Genomic DNA, 15,910 nt, shown 5'->3' on the forward strand with positions numbered 1-15,910 from the left:
GATCGTCGGCCCGACCCTAGGCCCGACCTGCGGAGTCGGCGTCCCCGGGCGGCGCGGACGGAGCTGTTCCACTAGCGTCCCGGGGCGAGCCCGCCGTCCCGGGAGGCGTGATGACCGCGAAGGAACCCGCCGAGGTCGCGAAGGTCGCCGCCGCGACCGGCGCCAAGAAGGTGCACCGCAGCTGGGACCGGATACTGGTGAGCGCGTTCCTCGCCGGCGCCTACATCTCCTTCGGCGCGCTGGTGGCGATCACCGTCTCCTCGGGCCTGTCCGCCGACACGTGGGGGACGCTGCCGACCCTGTTCATGGGCGCGGCCTTCACCCTGGGCCTGGTGCTGGTGCTCATCGCCGGCTCCGACCTCGCCACCGGCAACATGATGCTGGTCCCGCTCAGCGCGATGAACGGCAAGATCACCGGCGGCGACGTCCTCCGGAACCTGACGCTGGTGCTGCTCGGCAACCTGCTCGGCGCCCTGTTCGTCGCCTACTTCCTCGCCGTCTCCACCGGGGTGATCGGCGACCCGGACAGCACCGGCAGCGCGCAGCTGACCTTCACCCGGCTCGCGGAGATCGCCGACGGCAAGACCCACCACACGGCGTGGGAGACGTTCCTGCGGGGCGTCGGGTGCAACTGGCTGGTCTGCCTGGCGGTGTGGATGTCGCTGGCGTCCTCGAGCGTGTCGGGCAAGATCCTGGCGGTCTTCTTCCCCGTCATGGCGTTCGTGGCGATGGGCTTCGACCACGTCGTCGCCAACATGTTCTTCCTGCCGGCGGCGGTGTTCGCCGGCGTCGAGGGCGCGAACTGGGGCGACACCGTGACCAACTGGCTGCTGGCCGGGGCGGGCAACCTGGTCGGCGCGGTGGTCTTCGTCGGGACGTCGTACTGGTACCTGTTCCTGCGCGAGGACCGCGACGCCGCCCCGCGCACCGGCGCCGAGCCCGCCGAGCGCGCCTGACCCGCGCCGCCAGGCCGCGATCATGGCGCCGGAACCACGGTCCGGCGTCCCGGGGCGGTCACGGCGCCGTGATCGCGGGCCCTGACCCTCCGGTCGCGGAGCGCGGGGGCCGGTGGCACGGTCGGACGACGGCCAGCCACCGGGAGGACTGCACAGGATGAGGTACAGGGAGGGCGGCGACCTCGACACGTCGTCGATCCAGGACCGGCGCGGACGCGGCGGGGGCCTGGGCGGGGGCCGGGGGCTCGCGGTCGGCGGCGGCGGGATCGGCCTCGTCGGGCTCCTGGTGATCGTGCTGTTCCAGGTCCTCGGCGGCGGGGGCAGTGCCGGCGCCGGGCTCGGCGCGCTGTCCGGCGGCCTGGGCGCGGGCGAGACGGCCGACAACAGCGCCCTCGAGCAGTCCTGCGACGACAGCGGCGACGCCAACACCTCCGTCGAGTGCGCCGTCGTCGCCGACGTCGACTCGATCCAGGACTACTGGTCGCAGGCGCTCGGCGCGGACTACGTCCCCACCGACACGGTGTTCTTCTCCACCGAGGTGCAGACGCAGTGCGGCGGCGCCACCAGCGGGTCGGGGCCGTTCTACTGCCCGGCCGACCAGCTCGTGTACATCGACCTGACCTTCTTCGACACCCTGCGCAGCCAGTTCGGCGCCGAGGGCGGCGCGTTCCCCAACGCGTACGTGCTCGCCCACGAGTACGGGCACCACGTGCAGAACCTGCTCGGCGCCAACCGGCAGGTGACCCCGGGCGAGACCGGCCCGACCAGCGGCACGGTGCGGCTGGAGCTGCAGGCCGACTGCTACGCCGGCGTGTGGGCCAACCACGCCGAGACGGTGCCCGACGAGTCCGGCGCCCCGCTGATCGCCGAGATCACCCGGGACGACGTCGACCGGGCGCTGGACACCGCCGGCCGCATCGGCGACGACTTCATCCAGGAGAACCTCGGCGGCGGCACCGTGGACCAGGACACCTTCACCCACGGCTCCTCCGAGCAGCGCCGGCGCTGGTTCCTGACCGGGTACGAGACCGGCGACCCGCGGCAGTGCGACACCTTCTCGACCGACGACCTGGGCTGAGCCCGTGACCCCGAGCGACCCCGCCGACCACCTGCGGGTCGGCCGCGACGGCGCCGTCGCCGTCCTGACCATCGACCGCGCGGACAAGCGCAACGCGCTCACCGCCGGCATGTGGGCCGCGCTCCCCCGGGTACTGGCCGGGCTGGCCGAGGACCCGTCCGTGCGGGTGCTCGTGCTCACCGGCGCCGGGACGAGCTTCTGCGCCGGCGCCGACATCTCCGACCTGCTCGGCGGGCCGGACACCGACGACCCCATGGCGCGCCTGCGCCGCGACAACCTCGCCGCGCAGGCGGCGCTGCGGGACTTCCCGCGGCCGACGCTCGCGATGATCCGCGGCCACTGCATCGGCGGCGGCGTCGAGCTCGCCACCTGCTGCGACCTGCGGTTCACCGACCCGACCGGCGTCTTCGGCGTCACCCCGGCGAAGGTCGGCATCGTCTACACGCCGACGTCGACCCGGCAGCTGGTGGAGCTCGTCGGCCCGGCGACGACCCGCTACCTCCTGTACTCCGGGGAGCTCGTCGACGCCGAGACCGCGCTGCGCACCGGCCTGGTGGACCGGCTGCTGCCCGCCGGCGACCTGGCCGGCGAGGTGCGCCGGTTCGCCGGGGTGCTGGCCGAGCGGTCGGCGCTCACCCAGCGCGCCGCCAAGGAGGTCACCGCCGCGCTGGCCGCGGGCGGCGACGGCGAGGAGGTGGCGCGCCGCTGGTACCGGGAGACCATCGCCGCCGGCGAGCTCGCCGAGGGCGTGGCCGCCTTCACCGAGCGGCGCACCCCGCGCTTCCCCTGGAGGCCGTGAGGAGCCTCTCGCGCGCGATGGGCGGTCAGGCCACCGACAGGCCCTGCTCCTCCGCCTCGACGGCGGCGTTCCACTCGCCCTTCTCGGCCTGCCAGCGGTCCTCGGTGCTGCCGAGCCGCCAGTAGCCGGACACCGACAGCCGCTCGCGCGGGGCGCCGAGCCCGGTGCGCACGAACCGGCGCAGCTCGCGGACGGCGCCGGCCTCGCCGTGCACGAACACGTGCACGTCGCCCTCGGGCAGGTCCGCCGCGACGACGGCCGCGACCAGCGCCACCCCGGGGGCCGCGCCGCGGTGCACCCAGGTGACCCGCACGCCCGGGCCGGTGGCGAGCTCCTGCTCCTCCTCGGGCCCGGCCACCTCGACGAACACCTCCGCCCGCGCCCCGGCGGGCAGCGCCTCCAGCGCGGCGGCGATCGCCGGCAGCGCGGTCTCGTCGCCGGCCATCAGGTGCCAGGCGGCGTCGGCGGCCGGGGTGTAGGCGCCGCCGGGGCCGAACAGCTGCAGCGTGTCGCCGGGGCGGGCGGCCTGGGCCCAGGGGCCGGCCACGCCCTGGTCACCGTGCACGACGAAGTCGACGGTCAGCTCGCCGGCCGCGGCGTCCCAGGAGCGGACCGTGTAGGTGCGCGTGGCGGGCCACTGCTCGCGCGGCAGGCGGGCCTGCACGTCGTCGAGGTCGAACGGGGCGGCGTAGGGCGCACCGGCCGGCGGGAAGAGCAGCTTGACGTAGGAGTCGGTGTGCTGCGGCGCGAAGCCGGACAGCCCCTCCCCGCCGAGGACGACGCGGACGACGTGCGGCGTCACGCGGCTGGTGCGCACGACGGTGCCCGTACGGGGCGTCCGCCTGCGGCGCGGGGACCGGTCGGCCATGGGCCCTCCTCGGATCAGGGAAGGCTCACCTTACCTGCGCTCGCCGGGAGTTCCCTCGCCGTTTCGGACCTGGGCGTCCGGGTAGCCCGTGGCCTGCGGGAACGGCGACGCCGCCGGGCACGGACGTCCGGGCCGGCCGGCTCCCCGACCGCGTCTTCCCCACGGTCCACCGGGCCGGCGGCACTCGTCGCCGGCCCCGCTCCACCCGCATCCGCCCCGGCGACGGCCGTCGCCGGGATGTGTGTGAGTGATCCATTTCTGGGTAGCGCCAGCCTCGACCGAGATCCACTCAGGAGGAACGATGACCCACTCCATCGACGCCCCCCTCCCGCCGCCGCCCTCCTCGGGCGCGAGCGGCTACGGGGAGACGAGTACGACCTCGACCACCACCTCGGGCTCGCCGTCGACCACCGACGTCGCGAAGGACGAGGCCCGCAACGTCGGCCAGACCGCGAAGCAGGCCGGCTCCCAGGTCGCCTCGACCGCCGCGGACGAGGCCAGGCACGTCGTCGCCGAGACCAAGCAGCAGGCGCAGAGCCTGGTCGAGCAGGGCCGCACCCAGGCCCGCCAGCAGGTCGTGTCGCAGCAGCAGAAGGCCGGCCAGAGCCTGTCGAGCCTGGCCGAGCAGCTGCGCGGCATGGTCGACGGCAACGCCCCGGCCCCCGGCCCCGCCCGCGACCTCATCCAGCAGGGCGCCGGCAAGGTCCAGGAGTTCGCGGAGATGCTGCAGAACCGCGAGCCGGCCGACCTGCTCGAGGAGGTCCGCTCCTTCGCCCGTCGTCGGCCGGGGACCTTCCTCCTCGGCGCCGCCGTCGCAGGCGTCCTCGCCGGGCGGCTGACCAGCGGCGTCAAGGCCGCGCACAGCAACGGCTCCTCGTCGGGCACCCAGCAGTTCGCCTCGACGCCGTCGAGCTACACCACCGGCAACTACGTCGACCCGGCCCCGACCTACTCGGGCTACGAGTCGACCACCGGCTACGGGACGACCGGTGGCTACGAGACGACGACGGGCTCCTACGGCGAGCACGCCGCCACCCCCGGCACCCCGGTGCCGCCCCCGCCGTACGGGACGGTCCCGCCGGCCGGCAGCGTGGTGCCCCCGTCGGCACCCGCCGGCTGGGACGACCCGACCCGCCGCCCGGGCCAGGGGGTCTGACCATGACCTCCCCCTACTCCGGCGCCACGCCGGTGGGCGGCCAGCAGGGCTACCCCCCGGAGCCGCCGCAGGCGAACTACGCCGTGACCCCCGGCTACGAGCAGGGCTACACCGGTCAGCAGGGCTACGCGGGCGAGCAGGAGTACCCGACCCAGTCCTACGGGGCGCACGCCGGTGAGCGCGGCACCCCGATGACCGAGGCCGGCCGGCCCGAGGTCTCCGGCACCTCCGTCGGCGAGCTCATCAGCGAGGTCACCACGGACCTGTCGGTGCTCATGCGCCAGGAGCTCGAGCTGGCCAAGGCCGAGCTCAAGGTCGAGGCCAAGAAGGCCGGGCAGGGCGCGGGCATGTTCGGCGCCGCGGGCTTCGCCGGCTACATGACGCTGCTGTTCCTCTCCTTCGCCCTGTGGTGGGCGCTGGAGAACGTGATGGACGCCGGCCTGGCCGCGCTGATCGTGGCGGTCATCTGGGGCGTCATCGGGGCCGTCGCCTACGCCATGGGGCGCAAGAAGTTCCGGCAGGTGAACCCGAAGCCCGAACGGACCGTGGACACCCTCCAGCAGGTCCCCGGCGCCCTCAAGCCCCACTGACCCTCGGCCCGCGACCCGACCGGTCAGGCCACCACACCCCCTGGAGCAGACATGACCAGCAGCAGTGACCCGGACGTCATCCGGCGGCAGATCGAGGAGACGCGTCGCGAGCTGAGCTACGACGTCGACGCCCTCAACGAGAAGGTCAACCCCGCCCGCGTCATCGACCGGCGGATGTCCTCGGCGAAGGGCCGCTTCGCCAACGTCAAGGACAAGGTCATGGGCTCGGCCCACGACACCCGGTCCTCGGCGCGCGGCACCGCACAGGACGCCCGCGGCGTGGCACAGCACGCCGTGGGCTCGGTGCAGGGCGCGGCGTCCAGCGCGGCCGGCACGGTGCAGGACGCGGCGTCCAGCGCGGCCGGCACGGTCCAGGACGCCGCCTCCCAGGCGGCGCACGCCGTCCAGCAGGCCCCCGACGCGGTGGTCCGCCAGACGCAGGGCAACCCCCTCGCGGCCGGGCTGATCGCCTTCGGTGTCGGCTGGCTGGTGTCGAGCCTGCTGCCCGCCACCGAGAAGGAGCGGCAGCTGGCCGAGCAGGCCGAGAACGCGGTCCGCGAGCACAAGGACGAGCTGCTCGCCCCGGCCAAGCAGGCGGCGCAGGAGGTCGGCGAGCAGCTCAAGCCGGCCGCCCAGCAGGCCGTCGAGGAGGTCAAGTCGACCGCGCAGGACGCGGCGCAGAACGTCAAGCAGGAGGGCCAGTCGGCCGCGCAGGACGTGCAGGGCCAGGCCCAGCAGTCCCGCGAGTCCGTGCAGAGCCAGGCCTCGTCGAGCTGATCCCAGCAGCTCAGCAGCGCCCCGCCGGGTCCCACCCGGCGGGGCGCTGTCGTGTCTCCCCTCGGCGGGTGACCCGGGCCGGCCCCGGCTGCAGCCGCACCCGGCGGCGGCCGACGCTGCCGGTGTGACGCACGCCGAGGTCGCGGAGCTGCGCGCGCAGGTCGCCGCACTGCGGGCCGAGCGCGCCACGCTGACCGCGCTGGTCGACGCCCGCGGCGAGGAGCTCGCCGTCGCCGCCCGCATGCTGCGCGCCCGCGCCGCCACCATGACCAGCGTGGTCGACGCGATCACCGAGCAGTCCGTGGTCGGCACCGATCGCGACGGCGTCGTCCGCGTGTGGAATCCCGGCGCCGAGCGGCTGCTCGGGCTCCCCCGCGCCGACGTCGTCCGCCGGCGCCGGATCACCGACTTCCACGACCCCGGGGAGCTCGCCGGCCGCGGCCTGGACGCGCTGGTGTCCGTCGCCGCCGCGCGCGGCAGCGACGTCCGCGACTGGACCTACGTGGCCGCCGACGGCACCCGGCGCACCGTCTCGGTGGCCGTCACCCCGCGCGCCGACGACGACGGCGGCCCCGCCGGCTGGACCTTCGTCGGCACCGACATGACCGAGGTGCGCGCGGCCGAGCGGCTCAAGGACCAGTTCGTCGCCCTGGTCAGCCACGAGCTGCGCACCCCGCTGTCGTCGGTGCTCGGCTACCTGGAGCTGGTGCTCGACGACCCGGCGGTGGGCGCCGGCCCGCGCCGGTACCTGGCCACCGTGCAGCGCAACGCCCACCGCCTCGAGCGGCTGGTCGGCGACCTGCTGTTCACCGCGCAGGTGGAGGCCGGCCGGTTCGCGCTGACCCCGGGCGAGGTCGACCTGGCCGCGCTCGTGCGCGCCGCCGGGGAGTCGGCGCAGGTCACCGCGGACACCGCCGGGGTGACGCTGGCGGTGACCGCGCCCACGGCCGGGCCGGTCGTGCCCGGCGACGCGCTGCGGCTGGGCCAGGCGGTCGACAACCTGCTGTCCAACGCCGTCAAGTTCACCCCCCGCGGCGGGCGGGTGGAGCTCGGGCTGGGCACGGCGGACGGCGAGGTGTGCATCGAGGTCCGCGACACCGGCGTCGGCATCCCCGGCGCGGAGCGGGCGGGCCTGGGCACCCGCTTCACCCGCGCCACCACCGCCGTGCGGGCCGGCGTGCCGGGCGTGGGGCTCGGCCTGTCGATCACGCACGCCATCGCGGCGGCGCACGGCGGGCGGCTGGAGCTCGCGAGCACCGAGGGCCGCGGCACCACCGCGACGCTGGTCCTGCCGCGCTGAGCACACCGGTCCTGCGGGGATCGCGCGGGGGTCCTGCGGACCGTCCGCGGGGCCGGTGACAGGCTCCCCGGCGTGAGCACGCAGGACGCCGACCCGGTACAGCGGGCCCCGGAGCCGGGCAGCGAGCTGCCGGCCCGGCTGCTGGCCTTCCTCGCCGATCCCGCCGCGGCACCGGCCGCCCCGGCGACCCCCGCGGCGGACCCGGTCCTGGTGCGGCGGCTGCGCGCGCGGGCCACCTGCTGCGCCGGCACCCGGGTGCCCGAGCCCCGGCGGGGTCAGGCCACCAGCCGGTAGCCCACCCCGCGGACGGTGCGGATCTGCGCCGCCCGCAGCCCCGCGGCGGTCAGCTTCCGGCGCAGGTTGGACATGTGCGCCTCCACCAGCCGCAGGCTGCCGGCCCAGTCGGTGCGCCACACCTCGCGCAGCAGCGTCTCGCGCTGCAGCACCCGGCCCGGCCGGGACGCGAGCGCGGCCAGCAGGTCGAACTCGGTGCGGGTCAGGTCGACCACGACGCCGTCGACCCGCACCTCGCGGGTGTCCTCGTCGACCTCGAGGTCGGCCAGCCGGACGACGGCGTCGTCCGGCTCCGGCACGGCGACGACCGTGCGCGGGCGGCGCAGCATCGCCTGCACCCGCGCGACCAGCTCCCGCGGGGAGAACGGCTTGGCCATGTAGCCGTCGGCGCCCACGGCGAGGCCGACGAGCAGGTCGACCTCCTCGGCGCGGGCGGTGAGCATGAGGACGTAGCAGCCGCTCTCGGCGCGCAGCTGCCGGCACACCTCGGTGCCGTCGCCGTCGGGCAGCCCGAGGTCGAGGACGACGAGGTCGGGCGCCGACCGGCGCACCTCCGCCAGGCACTCCGCGCCCGAGCCGACGGCGCGGACGTCGAGCCCGGCCCGCTCCAGCACCGTGACCACCAGCTCGCGGATCTCCTCGGTGTCCTCCACGACGAGCACCGACTGCACGCCCACCGCACCTCCCCGGCCCGCGGGCGGCGGTCCCGCCCGTCACCTGGAGGACATCGGCGCCCCGCGCCGCGGCGTGCAGCCGGGCGCGGGGCGGCCTCCCCCTCGCGAGGGGGCCCTCTCAGACGAAGGCGCTCAGCCCGGTCAGCGCCCGCCCGACGATCAGGCTGTTGATCTCCCGGGTGCCCTCGTAGGAGTAGAGGGCCTCGGCGTCGGCGAAGTACCGCACGACGTCGTTCTCCAGCAGGATGCCGTTGCCGCCGAACAGCTCGCGGGCCAGCGCCACCGTCTCGCGGGCGCGGCCGGTGACGAACGCCTTCGCCAGCGCCGCCTGCTCGTCCCTGAACACGCCCTCCTCCTGCAGCTGCGACACCCGCACCGCCATGCCCAGGCTCGCGGTCACGTTGCCGGCCATCCGGGCGAGCAGGTCCTGGATCAGCTGGAACCCGCCGATCGGGCGGCCGAACTGCTCGCGCTCCCTGGCGTAGGCGACCGCCGCCTCGAAGGCGCCCATCTGGCAGCCGACCGCCGACCACGCGACGCCGCCGCGGGTCAGCTTGAGCACCCGGTTGACGTCCTTGAAGGAGTTGCCGTGCTCGAGCTTGTTCTCGGCGGGCACGCGACAGCCGTCGAAGACGATGTCGGCGTTCTGCACGGTGCGCAGGGCGTACTTGCCCTCCATCTTCGTGGGCGTGAAGCCGGGGGTGCCCTTCTCGACGACGAAGGTCTTCACCGCGTCGTCGGCGACGTCGCGGGCGAACACCACGACGACGTCGGCGATGGTGCCGTTGCCGATCCACCGCTTGGCGCCGTCGATGACCCACCCGTCGCCGTCGCGGCGGGCGGTGGTCTCCAGCCCGCGGGCGACGTCGGAGCCGCCGTGCGGCTCGGTGAGCGCGAACGCGCCGATCTTCTGCAGCGCGACCATGTCCGGCACCCACCGCGCGCGCTGCTCGTCGGAGCCCAGCAGCACGATCGAGCCCATCGACAGGCCGTTGTGCACGCCGAGGAACGTGGCCATCGACGGGTCGACCCGCGCGGCCTCCAGCGCGATGAACCCGGTGAACAGCCGCGAGGCGCGCGGCCGGTGCTCCAGGTCGTAGCTGCGCCCGACCATGCCCTCCTCGGCGAAGCGCGGCACCAGGTCCATCGGGAACTCCGCCGCCGCCCAGGCGTCGTTGACCCGCGGCCGGACCTCCTCGGCCAGGAAGCGCCGGATGCCCGCCAGCTCCTTGCGCTCGTCGTCGTCCAGCAGCGTCTCGTAGCCGTAGAGGTCGCCGGGCAGCTCGTCGGTCATCGCAGGTCCTCCGGTCGGTGGGTGCCCCTCCCCTACCCGGGACGGCGCACCTCGATCGCGGCCGTCGGGAACGGGACCGTGGCCGCCTCCGCCGTCACGGTCACCGCGAACCCGCGCTCCCCCGCCGGCCCCGCCACGGCCGCCCGCACCCGGTCCCGGTCGCCCGGGCGCATCACCGAGAACCCGAGGACCACGCGCCCGCCCGGGTCCAGCACCCGTGCGACGACGTCCCACTCCGGCGCCGGGGGCGTCCAGAACGCCCGGACGTCGACGGCCACGACGGCGTCGAAGCGCTCGCCGGCGAGGTCGGCGTCGAGCAGCGGCGCGGCGAGCACCCGCACCCGGCCGGCGTCGACCGCCTCCCGGTTGCGGCGGGCGGCCGCGGCGGCCATCCGCGCCGACCGGTCCACCGCGACCACCCGGCCGCCGCCGACCGTGGCCGCGAGCTCCGTGACCAGCACGCCGGCGCCGCAGCCGACCTCGAGCACCCGCTCCCCCGGCGCGGCCGCGACCACGCCGGCGACGAACGCCAGCCGGTCGGAGGCGGCGCGGCCGGTCACCCGTGCGCCGTCAGACGTGGGCCTGGCCGGTGGAGGCGCTGGTGCCGCCGTCGACGGCCAGCACGGCGCCGGTGACGTACCGCGCGCCCTCGGAGGCGAGGAACAGCACCGACGGCGCGATGTCCTCGGGCTCCCCCGGGCGGCCCAGCGCGATGCGGTTGCGGAACGGCGCCAGCGACTCGTCGTCGCGGGGTGCGTCGGCGTTGAGCTCGGTGAACGTGAAGGCCGGCGCGACGGCGTTGAGCCGCACGCCGCGCGGGCCCCAGTCCAGCGCCAGCGACCGCACGAAGTTGGTCACCGCGGCCTTGGTGGCGTTGTAGCCGGCCTGCCCCCAGTCACCGCGCAGCCCGGACACCGAGGAGACGGCGACCAGGTTGCCGCCGGACTCCGCCAGCCGCGGCAGCGCGGCCTTGGCGAGGTGGAAGAAGGCGTCGACGTTGGTGGCGCGCATCTGCTCCCACGCGTCGTCGGCGAGGTCGGTGACCTCCCCGCTCTCGTAGCCGGCGGCGTTGCTGACCACCACGTCGAGCCGGCCGAACCGGTCGACGACGTCGGCGACCAGCCGCCGCACCTGGGCCGCGTCGGAGACGTCCGCGGGCAGCGCCGCCCCGCGGTCGGCGGGCACGCCCTCGAGGGCGGACTGCAGCCGCTCCCGCCGGCGGCCGGTGATCGCGACGGTGGCGCCGGCGTCGAGGAAGGCCCGGGTGATCGCCAGGCCGATGCCGGTCCCGCCGCCGGTGACGAGGACGACGGAGCCGGTGAAGTCGAAGGTGGCAGAACCGCTCATGCCGTCGGCCTACCCGGCGGCGCCGGTCCGGAACGAGATCTCGGCGACGCCGGTTGACAGCGTGACATCGATCGGTGTCACATGAAGGGCGTGTCCGGCACGAGCGTCCTGGCGACCGACGGGTTGAGCCTCATCGCCACCGCCGGGTTCTTCGTGCCCGCGGCGGTCCTCGTCGCGGTCGTCGTCGCCGCCGTGGTGCGTGACCGGCGGCTGGCCGCCCGCGAGCGCGACGGGCTCGACGGCTCCCACGAGCGCATCGACGAGCCGTCGGCCGGGCGCGACGGGTAGCCGATCCCCTGGCTCACTCCTCGGCGAGCGCGCCGAGCTCGGCCTCGACCGCGGCGCCGACCGCGGCGGCCATCTCCGTGCGGAAGCTCGCCAGCAGCGCCTGCGCGGCGGCCGGCTGCAGCCGGTCGACCACGGCCCGCACCCGGTCGAGCTGGTCCGGCGACGAGCCCTCCGCGAACAGCGCGCGCCACCCGGTCTCGACGAACATGCCGACGTAGGTGGCCGCGATCTCCCGCACCAGCTCGATGACCCGGGCCTGGGCGGCGATGAGTGCCGACGGCGGTACGCCGAGCTGGACGACCTGCAGGCCCGCGGTCAGCAGCGGCGGGTCGTTGACCCGCAGCCGGCCGTCGTCGAGCCGCTCGACCAGGCCGAGCCGGACCATCTCCTCGACGGTGGCCGGGTCCACCGGCACGCCCGCCCGGGCGGCGAGCTCCTCGGCGGTGGTCTCCTCCGGCTCCGGCGGCAGCCAGGGCGCGAGCAGGGCGCGGTGCAGCGCGAGCGTGGCCGAGCCGCCGACGGCGGGGGCGGTGGCCAGCGTCCGCTCGATGACGGCGAGCGAGTAGCCCTCGGCGAGCATCTCGCGCACCAGCAGCAGCCGGGCGACGTGCTCGGGACCGTAGTAGCCGGTGCGCCCCACCAGCCGGGGCGGGGGCAGCAGCCCGCGCGCCGCGTACGCCCGCACGTTGCGCACGGTGATGCCCACCCGCGCGGCGAGCTCGTCGACCGTCAGCTCCCGCTCGGCGTCACCCTCGGCAGCCCGCTCCTCAGCCTCCATCAGGACCCGATCGTAGTGGTACTCCGATGTGTCACTTTGCGATGTCACGTCGATCGGTGTTCCATGGCGGCGTGACGTCCCTGGGACCAGTGCTGCTCGCCGTGGAGGACCGTCCCGCCGGCGGTGCCGCCCTCGGCGAGGTCGTGCTCGCCTCCGCCATCGGGTTCGCCCTCACCGCCGTCCTGCTCGGCCTGGTGTGGGCGCACCGCACTCGCCGGACCACGGTGCTCGCCCGCGCCGGGGACGCCCTCGGCCGGGCCACCCACGTCCCCGGCTGGGTCGCCCTCCCGACCGTGCTGACGACGGCGTCCCTGCTGGTCGCGCTGCTCGGGATGATGTGGGACATCGCGCTGCACATCGGCGTCGGCCGCGACGAGGGCCCGCTCGCCAACCCCGCGCACTACCTGATCCTGTTCGGCCTGTTCGGGGTCTTCGCCGGCGGCGTCCTGGCCTGCTCGATGCCGCTGGACGAGCGCCCCGGCCCGGCCGCCGTCCGGTTCGTCCGCGGCTGGGACGTGCCGGTCGGCGGCGTGCTGCTCACCGCGGCGGGCTTCTACGCCCTGCTCGGCTTCCCGCTCGACGACGTCTGGCACCGCCTGTTCGGCCAGGACGTGACGCTGTGGGGGCCCACCCACCTGATGCTCATCGGCGGCGCGGGCCTGTCGATCGTCGGGCTGCTGGTGCTGGAGATGGAGGGCCACGGCGGGCTGTCCACCGACGACGGCGGCCGGAAGGTCGGCAACCGCGCCCGGTTCCTGCGCCAGGCCTCGGCCATGGGCGGCCTGCTGCTGGGCCTGTCGGTGTTCCAGGGCGAGTTCGACTTCGACGTCCCGCAGTTCCGCCTGGTGCTCGAGCCGTTCATGATCGCCGGCGCCGCGGGGGCCGCGCTGGTCGCCGCCCGGCTCTGGATGGGCCGGGGCGGGGCGCTGGCCGCCGCCGGGTTCTTCCTCGTCGTCCGGGGCACGATCGCCGTCGTCGTCGGCCCGGTCCTCGGCGAGATCACCCCGCAGTTCCCGCTCTACCTCGGCTCCGCGCTGCTGGTCGAGCTGCTCGCGCTGGCCTGGCCGCTCGCCCGCCGCCCGCTGGCCTTCGGCGCGGTCGCGGGCGTGCTGGTCGGGACCGTCGGCACGGCGGTCGAGGGGCTGTGGACCCGGGTCACCCAGGTGCTCGAGTGGAACGCGGACATCCTCGTCGAGGGCACGCTCATGGCCGTCGTCGGGGGCGTCGCGGGCGGCCTGCTCGGCGCGCTGCTCGCGCTCGGCCTGCGCCGCCGGCTGCCCCGCCCCGCGGTGGCGCGCGGCGTGCTCGTCCTCAGCCTGCTGGCCCTCGCCGGCGGCGTGGCCAACGGACTCGTGGCGACCGTGCCCGACGACCTCGAGGCCACCCTCGCCGTCGAGGACGTCACCACCGACCCGCGGACGGTCGACGTCACCGTGCGGCTGGACCCCGCCGACGCCCTCGACGACCCGGCGTGGGTGCAGATCACCGCGTGGCAGGGCCAGGGGCTGGTCGTCACCGACCTCGAGCGCACCGGGCCGGGCGAGTACCGGACCACCGAGCCGGTGCCGGTGCACGACGACTGGAAGACGATGCTGCGCATCCACGACGGCCGCGTGCTCACCGCGGTGCCGGTCTACCTGCCCGAGGACCGGGCCATCCCGGCCGACGAGATCGCCGCCACCGACGGGGTCACCCGCGCGGCGATCCCGGAGGTCGACCTGCTGCAGCGGGAGCTGAAGGACTCCGGCGGCGCGCTGTGGACCGCCGCCAACCTCGTCGTCCTGGCCTGCACGATCGCGATCGTCGCGGCGATCTCCTGGGGCGTGGGCCGCTACTCGCGCCGCGGCAGCGCCGGCGAGCGGTTCCCCGACCGGCCGGTGGACAGCCCGGCCCCGGCGCCGAGCGGGGCCGGCCGGTGACCCGCCGCCTGGCGCTGGCCGCCCTCGCGGTCGTGGCCCTGAGCGGGTGCGCCGGGACCGCGCCGTCCGACGCGGGCGCGCCGGCGGCGAGCGCGAGCCCGTCCCCGGAGGCGGCGTCGACGCCGGCGCCCACCACTCCGGCCGGCCGCGCGCTCGCGGTGGCGGTCGCCGGCGGGCGGGTCACCGGCGACACCGGCCGGGTCCCCGTCGCCGCCGGGGAGCAGGTGACCCTGACCGTGACCGGCGACGTCGCCGACGAGGTGCACGTGCACGGCTACGACCTGACGGCCGAGCTGGCCCCCGGCACGCCGGCAACGGTGCGGTTCACCGCCGACGTCCCCGGGGTGTTCGAGGTGGAGTTGCACGGGACGGGCACGGTGCTGCTGTCGCTGCAGGTCGGGTGACCGTCCTCGCCCACGGCGTCGGGTCGCGCACCGACCTGCCGCTCCCCCTGGGCCTGGCGCTCTACGGCGCGGGCGCGGCGATCCTGGTCAGCTTCACCGTCCTGCTGCTGTTCTGGCGCCGGCCGAGGCTCGGCGACGCCGCCTCCGGGCACCCGCTGCCGGCCTGGGTGCAGCGCGCCGCGGACAGCGCCCCGCTGCGCCGGGGCCTGCAGGCGGCCGCCCTCGCCGTCGCCGTCCTCGTGCTGGCGGTGGCACTGGCGGGCCCGGACGACACGGCGGACAACCTCTCGCCCTGGGTCCTCTACGTGACCTTCTGGGTCGGGCTGGTGCCGGCGAGCCTGCTGCTCGGGCCGGTGTGGCGGGTCGTCAACCCGCTGCGACTGCTCGCCCGCGGCCTGCGGGTGCTCACCGGGCCGCCGCGCGGCGCCGGCCGGCTGCCGGCGCTGGGGCTGTGGCCGGCGGCCGGCTCGCTGCTGGCCTTCGTCTGGCTGGAGCTGGTGTACCCGGGCCGGTCCGAGCCGGTCACGGTCGCGGTCTTCCTCGGCGCGTACGCGGTCGTGCACCTGGCCGCGGCGGCCTGGTTCGGCGAGGGCTGGTTCGCCCGCGGCGACGGCTTCGAGGTGTACTCGACCGTCCTCGCCCGGCTGTCACCCGTCGGCCGGCGCGACGACGGCGTGGTCGTCGTCCGCTCGCCGCTGACCAGCGCGATGGCCGGCCCGGACAGCCGGGGGCTGGCCGCCGTCGTGGTGGTGCTGCTCGGCTCCACCGGCTTCGACGGGCTGTCGCGCACCGCGTGGTGGCAGACCGGGCCGGGGGCGGCCAACGACACCGCCTCCGGCACGCTCGGGCTGGTCGCCTGCACCGCGCTGGTCGCGGTCCTCCACCTGCTCGGCACCCGGCTGTCGGGCCGGCTGGGCCGCCTCCCGCCGGGCCCGCAGCCCCGGCTGTACGCGGCGTCGGTGGTGCCGATCGCGGTCGGCTACACGGTGGCGCACTACTTCTCGCTGCTCGCCCTCGACGGTCAGACGACCTGGATCCTCGCCAGCGACCCGTTCGGCACCGGCGCCGACCTGTTCGGGACGGCGGCCAACGTGGTGGACCTGCGCGCGGTGAGCCCGGACCTCATCGCCTGGGTGCAGGTCGGCGCGGTCGTGCTCGGCCACGTCGTCGGCGTGCTGCTGGCCCACGAGAAGGCGCTGCGGGTGGCGCCGCGGGCCCCGGCGTCGGACCAGCTGCCGCTGGTCCTGGTGATGGTGCTGTTCACCGTCGCGGGCCTGGGCCTGCTCTTCGGCTTCTGACCCCTTGCCGCCTTCCGCGCGCGGAAGGCGGTTCCCGGTCAGCCCCCCAGGCGGCGGCGGCGGGCGGCGGATGGCCGCCGCAACCCGCGC

The 15,910-nt window shown here is 75.9% G+C and carries 18 protein-coding genes; 12 read left to right on the forward strand and 6 right to left on the reverse strand.

Annotated elements, in window-relative coordinates:
* Positions 1 to 110: 110 nt before the first annotated feature.
* From ACI8AA_RS15680 to ACI8AA_RS15690, 3 genes are all read left to right on the forward strand, one after another.
* A complete protein-coding gene (locus ACI8AA_RS15680; RefSeq protein WP_457045325.1) occupies positions 111 to 956 on the forward strand; it encodes a formate/nitrite transporter family protein in 846 nt (281 codons plus the stop codon).
* A 157-nt stretch (positions 957 to 1,113) separates the two neighbouring features.
* Positions 1,114 to 2,034, forward strand: a complete 921-nt coding sequence (gene ypfJ / locus ACI8AA_RS15685; RefSeq protein ID WP_457045326.1) for a KPN_02809 family neutral zinc metallopeptidase — start codon at positions 1,114 to 1,116, stop codon at positions 2,032 to 2,034.
* 4 nt (positions 2,035 to 2,038) lie between these two features.
* On the forward strand, positions 2,039 to 2,833 hold the full coding sequence (locus ACI8AA_RS15690) for an enoyl-CoA hydratase/isomerase family protein (RefSeq protein WP_457045327.1): 795 nt from the start codon (positions 2,039 to 2,041) through the stop codon (positions 2,831 to 2,833).
* 25 nt (positions 2,834 to 2,858) lie between these two features.
* On the opposite strand, the gene ACI8AA_RS15695 is transcribed toward ACI8AA_RS15690, so the two are convergent.
* A complete protein-coding gene (locus ACI8AA_RS15695) occupies positions 2,859 to 3,701 on the reverse strand; it encodes a siderophore-interacting protein (RefSeq protein WP_457045328.1) in 843 nt (280 codons plus the stop codon).
* A 301-nt stretch (positions 3,702 to 4,002) separates the two neighbouring features.
* On the opposite strand from ACI8AA_RS15695, the gene ACI8AA_RS15700 reads away from it, so the two are divergent.
* From ACI8AA_RS15700 to ACI8AA_RS15720, 5 genes are all read left to right on the forward strand, one after another.
* Positions 4,003 to 4,857, forward strand: a complete 855-nt coding sequence (locus tag ACI8AA_RS15700; protein WP_457045329.1) for a hypothetical protein — start codon at positions 4,003 to 4,005, stop codon at positions 4,855 to 4,857.
* Between the two features lie 2 nt (positions 4,858 to 4,859).
* Positions 4,860 to 5,447 carry a phage holin family protein gene (locus ACI8AA_RS15705; protein ID WP_457045330.1) on the forward strand — a complete coding sequence of 196 codons (588 nt, stop codon included), beginning with the start codon at positions 4,860 to 4,862 and terminating at the stop codon, positions 5,445 to 5,447.
* Between the two features lie 51 nt (positions 5,448 to 5,498).
* The gene (locus tag ACI8AA_RS15710) at positions 5,499 to 6,224 is read left to right on the forward strand and encodes a DUF3618 domain-containing protein (RefSeq protein ID WP_457045331.1); all 726 of its coding nucleotides are present in this window, start codon (positions 5,499 to 5,501) and stop codon (positions 6,222 to 6,224) included.
* A gap of 124 nt (positions 6,225 to 6,348) precedes the next feature.
* Positions 6,349 to 7,524, forward strand: coding sequence for a sensor histidine kinase (locus tag ACI8AA_RS15715; protein WP_457045332.1), 1,176 nt, complete (start codon positions 6,349 to 6,351; stop codon positions 7,522 to 7,524).
* Positions 7,525 to 7,596: 72 nt separating this feature from the next.
* Positions 7,597 to 7,818: a hypothetical protein gene (locus ACI8AA_RS15720; RefSeq protein ID WP_457045333.1), complete on the forward strand. Its 222-nt coding sequence runs from the start codon at positions 7,597 to 7,599 to the stop codon at positions 7,816 to 7,818.
* Here the strand turns inward: ACI8AA_RS15720 and ACI8AA_RS15725 are convergent.
* The 4 genes from ACI8AA_RS15725 to ACI8AA_RS15740 all read right to left on the reverse strand — a co-directional run bounded on the left by ACI8AA_RS15725 (position 7,800) and on the right by ACI8AA_RS15740 (position 11,133).
* Complete coding sequence (locus ACI8AA_RS15725) at positions 7,800 to 8,495, reverse strand: response regulator (protein WP_457045334.1); 696 nt, start codon at positions 8,493 to 8,495, stop codon at positions 7,800 to 7,802. The genes ACI8AA_RS15720 and ACI8AA_RS15725 overlap by 19 nt on opposite strands.
* Positions 8,496 to 8,610: 115 nt before the next feature.
* Entirely contained in the window at positions 8,611 to 9,786 is a 1,176-nt protein-coding gene (locus tag ACI8AA_RS15730; RefSeq protein WP_457045335.1) for an acyl-CoA dehydrogenase family protein, read from the reverse strand.
* 32 nt (positions 9,787 to 9,818) lie between these two features.
* On the reverse strand, positions 9,819 to 10,346 hold the full coding sequence (locus tag ACI8AA_RS15735; protein ID WP_457045336.1) for a methyltransferase domain-containing protein: 528 nt from the start codon (positions 10,344 to 10,346) through the stop codon (positions 9,819 to 9,821).
* 10 nt (positions 10,347 to 10,356) lie between these two features.
* Positions 10,357 to 11,133 carry an SDR family NAD(P)-dependent oxidoreductase gene (locus tag ACI8AA_RS15740; RefSeq protein ID WP_457045337.1) on the reverse strand — a complete coding sequence of 259 codons (777 nt, stop codon included), beginning with the start codon at positions 11,131 to 11,133 and terminating at the stop codon, positions 10,357 to 10,359.
* Positions 11,134 to 11,223: 90 nt separating this feature from the next.
* Here ACI8AA_RS15740 and ACI8AA_RS15745 point away from each other — a divergent pair, with 90 nt between their 5' ends.
* Positions 11,224 to 11,421, forward strand: coding sequence for a hypothetical protein (locus tag ACI8AA_RS15745; protein ID WP_457045338.1), 198 nt, complete (start codon positions 11,224 to 11,226; stop codon positions 11,419 to 11,421).
* A gap of 13 nt (positions 11,422 to 11,434) precedes the next feature.
* Here ACI8AA_RS15745 and ACI8AA_RS15750 read toward each other — a convergent pair whose 3' ends face one another.
* Positions 11,435 to 12,199, reverse strand: coding sequence for a MerR family transcriptional regulator (locus tag ACI8AA_RS15750; RefSeq protein ID WP_457045339.1), 765 nt, complete (start codon positions 12,197 to 12,199; stop codon positions 11,435 to 11,437).
* 71 nt (positions 12,200 to 12,270) lie between these two features.
* Here ACI8AA_RS15750 and ACI8AA_RS15755 point away from each other — a divergent pair, with 71 nt between their 5' ends.
* The 3 genes from ACI8AA_RS15755 to ACI8AA_RS15765 are packed head-to-tail and all read left to right on the forward strand — an operon-like array spanning position 12,271 to position 15,820.
* Complete coding sequence (locus ACI8AA_RS15755; protein ID WP_457045340.1) at positions 12,271 to 14,118, forward strand: hypothetical protein; 1,848 nt, start codon at positions 12,271 to 12,273, stop codon at positions 14,116 to 14,118.
* Positions 14,115 to 14,522, forward strand: a complete 408-nt coding sequence (locus tag ACI8AA_RS15760) for a hypothetical protein (RefSeq protein WP_457045341.1) — start codon at positions 14,115 to 14,117, stop codon at positions 14,520 to 14,522. The genes ACI8AA_RS15755 and ACI8AA_RS15760 overlap by 4 nt, the downstream gene beginning before the upstream one ends.
* Complete coding sequence (locus tag ACI8AA_RS15765) at positions 14,519 to 15,820, forward strand: hypothetical protein (protein ID WP_457045342.1); 1,302 nt, start codon at positions 14,519 to 14,521, stop codon at positions 15,818 to 15,820. The genes ACI8AA_RS15760 and ACI8AA_RS15765 overlap by 4 nt, the downstream gene beginning before the upstream one ends.
* Positions 15,821 to 15,910: the final 90 nt, after the last annotated feature.

This window comes from Geodermatophilus sp. SYSU D01180, assembly GCF_054050415.1.

Coding starts and splice junctions, on each gene's coding strand:
- ypfJ (WP_457045326.1), top strand. CDS start 1,114: ATGAGGTACAGGGAGGGCGGCGACCTCGACACGTCGTCGATCCAGGAC.
- ACI8AA_RS15750 (WP_457045339.1), bottom strand. CDS start 12,199: ATGGAGGCTGAGGAGCGGGCTGCCGAGGGTGACGCCGAGCGGGAGCTG.
- ACI8AA_RS15700 (WP_457045329.1), top strand. CDS start 4,003: ATGACCCACTCCATCGACGCCCCCCTCCCGCCGCCGCCCTCCTCGGGC.
- ACI8AA_RS15680 (WP_457045325.1), top strand. CDS start 111: ATGACCGCGAAGGAACCCGCCGAGGTCGCGAAGGTCGCCGCCGCGACC.
- ACI8AA_RS15695 (WP_457045328.1), bottom strand. CDS start 3,701: ATGGCCGACCGGTCCCCGCGCCGCAGGCGGACGCCCCGTACGGGCACC.
- ACI8AA_RS15740 (WP_457045337.1), bottom strand. CDS start 11,133: ATGAGCGGTTCTGCCACCTTCGACTTCACCGGCTCCGTCGTCCTCGTC.
- ACI8AA_RS15730 (WP_457045335.1), bottom strand. CDS start 9,786: ATGACCGACGAGCTGCCCGGCGACCTCTACGGCTACGAGACGCTGCTG.
- ACI8AA_RS15710 (WP_457045331.1), top strand. CDS start 5,499: ATGACCAGCAGCAGTGACCCGGACGTCATCCGGCGGCAGATCGAGGAG.
- ACI8AA_RS15705 (WP_457045330.1), top strand. CDS start 4,860: ATGACCTCCCCCTACTCCGGCGCCACGCCGGTGGGCGGCCAGCAGGGC.